Annotated in this window: 1 protein-coding gene; it reads right to left on the minus strand. The window is 70.5% G+C overall.

Features of this window, described 5'->3' with window-relative positions:
- Positions 1-9: 9 nt before the first annotated feature.
- The gene (locus ACESSC_RS09730; RefSeq protein WP_443985207.1) at positions 10-1,398 is read right to left on the minus strand and encodes an IS110 family RNA-guided transposase; all 1,389 of its coding nucleotides are present in this window, start codon (positions 1,396-1,398) and stop codon (positions 10-12) included.
- Positions 1,399-1,590 lie beyond the last annotated feature (192 nt).

The raw sequence follows: 1,590 nt of genomic DNA on the forward strand, positions 1-1,590 counted from the left end.
CTGACGCTCCTATTTGGCAAGGTGTTTTTTAGAATCCATTTTGCGCTCGGCCTCGAAGGCCCGCCTGTCCCAATCGAGCGGAAGCCCGGCCTCGACCCATGCCTCGTAGGCCCTCCTTATGGGCTTGAGCTCCCTTTGGCCCCTCTCCAGCATCGAGATGTACTTCTCGCTGGTTCCCAATATGGACGCCGCCCTCACCTGGCTGACCTTCGCCGCGCGCCTGGCCGCCACGAGCTCCGAGGCGTCCTCGGGCCTCCTGATCTCGTGCGGGTGCATCAGCGCCCGGTACGCCTCCCTGGCCACGTAGCGCTTGAGGCACCTCATGACCTCCCTGTCGCTCTTCCCCCGCCCCCTGGCCCTCTCGGCGTACTCGGCGGTCTCGGGGTCGCGCATGACCCTCTGCCTCGCGATCTCGTGCAGCGCGCTGTTCGCCTGCCGGTCGCCGCCCCTGTTGAGCCTGTGCCTCACGGTCTTGCCGCTCGAGGCGGGGATGGGGCAGGCCCCGCATATCGCCGCGAACGACGCCTCGGAGCGCAGCCTGCCCGGGTTGTCCCCGGCCGCGACCGCGAGCTTGGCCGCGCTCACGGGCCCGCACCCGTACATCGCCAGCAGCGCGGGGCAGTTCTCCTCCAGGGACGCCTCGATCGCGCGCTCCATGTCGAGCGCCGCGTCGCGCGCCGCCTCCCACAGGTCCGCCAGCGCGCCGAGCGCGGCGCCCAGCGCGCCCTCGGCGCGCACGGAGGGGAGCTCCTCCATCAGCCTCGGCCCTCCCATGCCGCGGAACCTCGACCTGAGCCCCTCCGGCGCGGTGGTGAGCAGCGACCTCGCGGTGTTTATCGCCGAGGTCCGCGCCTTCACCGCCCCGGAGCGCGCCGCGAGCATGCAGCGCACCCCGTCGACCCACCCGTCCTGGCTCTTGGGGGTCCCGAGCTTCGAGCCGGACATCGCCGCGCGGGCGGCCCTCTCCGCGTCCGCCTCGTCGCACTTTCCCTGCCCCGGGCGCCTCCTCTGCATCCTCGCCGGGGAGAGCGCCTCGCGCACGGGCATCCCCAGCGACGCGAGGTGCCTGGTGAGGCCCGCCCCGTAGGACGACGTCCCCTCCATCGCGACGCAGGCCGGCTCCCCGGCCGCCGCGATCGCCCCGGCGAGCGCCTCGTAGCCCGCCGCGTCGGCGGGGAACTGGCGGGACAGGACCTTGCGGCCCCTCCAGTCGAGGACGCACAGCCAGTGCGAGTCGGCGTGGGTGTCGACCCCGCAGAAGACCGGCCCGCGGGCGCCGGGTGTCGATTCGGTTCTCATGTCTCGCTCCGTTCTTTCCGTGCTCGCCTGGACCGGGCAGACGGCACACTGACGGGGCGCGATAGAATGCGGTTGTTCGGGTCCGCGGTATCGCTCCATGCTCCTATTAGGTCATGCGGCGGTCTCGGCTCGCCGCGGCCCGCGCGGGACATGTCAGGAAACGAGGGCAGCCCTGTGGGCGCCAGCGGAATGTGGGGTCACCGCGCGGTCCGCATCTGATGGTGTCGACGTCAATGGTATACGGGTGCATCATCAACGTCTTCAACACAGAAAATATCAGTGCGGAATGTT

The organism is Collinsella aerofaciens, assembly GCF_964243765.1.
In the GTDB taxonomy this organism is placed as follows: Bacteria; Actinomycetota; Coriobacteriia; order Coriobacteriales; family Coriobacteriaceae; genus Collinsella; species Collinsella aerofaciens_BU.